Raw genomic sequence first — 4,013 nt, forward strand, 5'->3', positions numbered from 1 at the left:
TCCCAGGCGCGGGGGAAGTCGTGCGGTTGGATCTCGCGCGGCAGCTCGCGCAGCCGGTTCTGGACGGGGGCGTCGCCGGGGGCGGCCTCGGGCTTCGCCTTGGACTTCTTCTTGGACGTTTCTGCTGGTGCCACCCGGCAAGGGTAGAGCTTTCGGCGGCGGGAGCGCGGTGGCGGCACCGGTGACGGGGCACGAAGCGGGGCCCGAAGCGGGGTCGAAACGGGGTCGAAGCGGCGGGACCGACCGGCGTGAAGGCGGGGTGAAGAGGTCCGGCGGGCCCTGCGGGCGGGTCCGGGGGCGGGCCTACGATGGCGGCCGGTCCGCCACGGGCCGCTACGGGGCCGCTACCGGCCCGTGACGGGGAGGTACGGGGATGGCAGGCGGCAGCACCGGGGCGTCCGGCCGCGCGGGCGGGGAGTTCGTCCTCAAGCCGTGGGAACTGCACGGCGAGGGGCGGGAGTTCGAGAAGCTCGGCGGCGAGCTGGCGAAAGCCGTCACCGCCCTGGAGCAGGGCCTCGCCGCGCTCGGCGCGCCCTGGGGGACGGACCGGCCGGGCAGCGGCTTCGCCGCCGTGTACGGGCAGGCACGCGGTGAACTCGTCGGCGGGCTGCGCGGGTTGGCCGGGAGGGTGACCGGGGTCGGGGCCGGGCTGCACACCATGGCCGCGCGGACGGCCGACGCGGACAGCTCGGCGGCGAGCGGGTTCGGGGCGACGGCGGTGCCGGGGGCGGCAGGTTCGGCGGTGCCGGGTGCGGCGGCGGCAGGTGCGGCGGTGCCAGGGCCGGCGGCGGTTCCAGGGGCGCCGGGGGCCTCGCCGGTGACGCCCGCGGTGTACTCCGCGGCGCCGGGGGCAACCCCGGGGGCGGCTCCCGCCGTCCCCAAGGACATGTCGGTCTGACGGGCCCGGCTCGAAGGGGGAAGCGCGTGTCCCGGAAACTGCCCGAGGAACTGGTCCCGGTGCTGGCCCGGACCGGCCAGCAGTGGCCGCAGGCCGACGAGGAGGGCCTGCGCAGGGCCGCCGGGGTCTGGCGCGAGTTCGGCAAGGAGGCCGACCGGCTCACCCGCCGCTGCGGCGAGTCCGTCCGGCGGGTCACCGCCGACAACTCCGGCCACGCGGTCGAGGCCTTCGGCACGTACTGGCAGAGCTTCAGCGCCGGCGGCAAGGGCCACCTGGACGACGCGCACAGCGCGGTCGGGCTGGTCGCCGGGGCCTTCGACACCGCCGCGCGCGCCGTGGACACCTGCAAGGCCGAGATCGTCGTGACCCTGCAGCAGCTCGCCGCCGACCTCCGGCACGCCGAGGAGCAGGCGGCCAAGGCCAAGCAGACGGCCGCCGAGGTCGCCGACGTCGCCGCGGCGGCCGACAGCGACCCGGCGCGGAGCGGGGTGGTCGGCGGACTGGAGAAGGCCGTCGGCGGCTTCGCGTCCAAGCTGAGGAACACCGCCGCCGAGCAGGTCGCGGCGGGCGTGGCGGCCGTCGCCGTCGAGGCCGCCGGGCTGAAGATCGGCGGACTGCTCGCCGAACTCGGCCGCGCCATGAAGGACGCCCTGTCCGGTGTGCTCAAGGAACCGGCCGCCGTCGCCCTGCTGAAGCTCGGCACCGCACAGGGGACGGGGATCACCGCCGCCTCGTACCGCGGCGGCGCGTTCGACCCGCTCGCCGCCGGGCTGCCCGCCGCCCTCGGCGAACCGGGCGTGCTCGGCGCGGACGGCTCCGGGCTGGTCCTGCTCGCCGGGAAGGACGGCAAGCCGCTGGTCGGCGTGCCCGGGCTGACGGTCAAGGTGGACGAGCACGGCACGCCCGTCCTCGGCCAGGACGGGCAGCCGGTCATCCTCCGCGCCGACGGCACACCGGTGGCCGACGCCACCGGGCTGCTGGTCGTCCCCGGGCCGGACGGCAAGCCGGTGGTCGGGGTGGCGGACCTCGCCGTCCGGCTCGACGAGCACGGGCAGCCGGTGCTCACCGACGAGAACGGCAAGGCGGTCCGCGGGGTGCCGCTCGCCGGGCTGACGCCGGGGGCGGACGGGCCGGGGGGACCGGGTGGGCCGGATGGGCCGGGGGGTGGCAAGCCCGGCGGGCCGGCGGACCCGAGGACGCCGGGCGTGGTGACGGTGGCCTCGGTCGCGGTGGCGGATCCGGGGGCGGTCGTCGGTGGGCCGGACGCGGCGGTCGCGGCGAACGTGACGGCCGGGGTGTCGGCGGGGGCGTCGGCGGGCGGGGCCGGGGGCGGGTACGCCGCCGCCGGGGGCCCGCCGGGGCAGCACCGGGCGACGGGGAGCGGGGGCGGTGACTGGTCGCCACCGGCGTCGTCGGCGCCGTCCGCGGTCGCGCCGGTCCGGCAGGGCGGCGGGCCGGCGGTCCGGGCGGACGGGGACTACCCGCTCCAGGCGCCCGCGGCCTCCGTGCACGGCGGTGGCGGTGGCGGTGGCGGTGGCGGTGCGGGTGGTGCGGGTGGTGGTGGCGGAGGTGGGCCGGTGACCGTGCGGACGGACTCGGTGAGTGCGCCGACCGCGCCCGTCACCGCGCCGTCCGCCGGCGGCCCCGCGTACGGCCCGGCGGGCGGCCCGGCGCCGGACGCTCCGCCGCCGGTCCGGCCGGTCGCAGTGCCCGGGCAGTTCGGGACTCCGGTGTACGGCGGGTACCAGCCGGCCGGGCCCGTCGGCACCGTCGGGCCCGGGCCGCTGGCGGGCGCCGCCGGCGGGCCCGTGAACGTGGCGGCGCCGTTCGGCAGCGGTGTCGGGCCGGCCGTCGGTGGGCCGGCCGTCGGTGGGCCGCAGCCCGGCGCGCCGGTGGCCCGGACCCCGGCCGGTGCGGCACCGCACCCGGTCGTCGGACCGCCGCCCGTCCACGCCGCGCCGCCACCCCCTGCCGCACCCCCGATCGTCGGGACCACCCCGGTGATCGGCCGGCCCGAAACCCACCCGGTGGAGGCCCGGAGGCGGGAGAATGCGGCGGGACTCGCCGACCCGACCCTCGCCTGGGGCGCGGTCCCGGTCGCGACCGCCCACGCGATGGCCCTCCAACTCGCCCTGCGCGCACGGCGCGGAGCCCGGCCGGACGACCCGGCGGTCCGGCCGCGCAGCATCGCCGACAGCCGTCCGTACGGCCTGCCGGGCGGGCTCGCGCCGGTCGACCCGCAGCACCAGGCCGAACTCGAACGCCGCGCGCCCCGGGACGAGGACGGCCTGCCCGTCCGTCACCCCGACCCGGCGGCCGGCGGCTGGGCGGAGGCCGTCAACGACGGCGGCTTCCGCGAACCGGGCCGGGCCAACAACAGCCTGGAGATCGCCCTCTCGGCGGTCGAGTGCCACACCGGCCGCCCGACCTGCGCGGCCCCGCGCATCCCCACCGACGGCGACGCCGGCGAACGCGGCGGCCGGGACCGCGCCGAACGCGAACTCGGCTCCCCCTTCCGGGACCTGGGCGACGGCGGCCGGGCCTTCGACCGCCTCGCCGACGACCTCCGCCGCGCCGGCCACGGCTCCCAGGCGCTACTCCTCACCCTCGACGCCTACGGCCGCCCGCACGCCTGGAACGCCGTCAACCACCAGGACACCGTCACCTACCTCGACCATCAGCTCGCCCGCCGGGCCCCCACCCCCCTCCACCCCGCCACCCACGGCCTCTGGGCCATCGCCCTCACCCCCGAAGGCCGCCCCCTCACCCCCACCCCCTGACCCCCCAGTGCAGGAAGTCGGCCCGTCCGACTTCCTGCGGAGGCGGGCCAGGGTGCCCCTCGGAAGGGGAGGAAGCGCGGAACTGGGAGCGGTGCGCAGGAAGTCGACCAGGCCGACTTCCTGCGCGGCGGCCTGCCGCGCTGGCCCTCGGCGGTGGAATGCGCGGTAGCGGGAGGGGTCCGCGTGGGGAGTCGACCTCGCGGACTTGCCGCACGGTGGAATGCGGGGCAGTGGAAGGAGCCCGCGTGAGAAGTCGGCCCGGCCGACTTTCTGTGTGCATTCGGGATGGCTGGGTTCGAGTCTGGCAGAAATATGTAGACCGACCGACATATTCG

General features: G+C 78.3%; 2 protein-coding genes. Both read left to right on the forward strand.

Annotated elements, in window-relative coordinates; translation table 11 throughout:
* Positions 1-373: 373 nt before the first annotated feature.
* A complete protein-coding gene (locus tag ACWGKU_RS33210; RefSeq protein WP_452178837.1) occupies positions 374-898 on the forward strand; it encodes a hypothetical protein in 525 nt (174 codons plus the stop codon).
* A 26-nt stretch (positions 899-924) separates the two neighbouring features.
* Positions 925-3,678 carry a toxin glutamine deamidase domain-containing protein gene (locus ACWGKU_RS33215; protein WP_452178838.1) on the forward strand — a complete coding sequence of 918 codons (2,754 nt, stop codon included), beginning with the start codon at positions 925-927 and terminating at the stop codon, positions 3,676-3,678.
* The last annotated feature ends 335 nt before the right edge of the window (positions 3,679-4,013 follow it).

The organism is Kitasatospora sp. NPDC054768, assembly GCF_053612025.1.

What these genes read in the sequence shown, in the direction of transcription:
- ACWGKU_RS33210 (WP_452178837.1), top strand. Translation starts at nt 374, where the DNA reads ATGGCAGGCGGCAGCACCGGGGCGTCCGGCCGCGCGGGCGGGGAGTTC.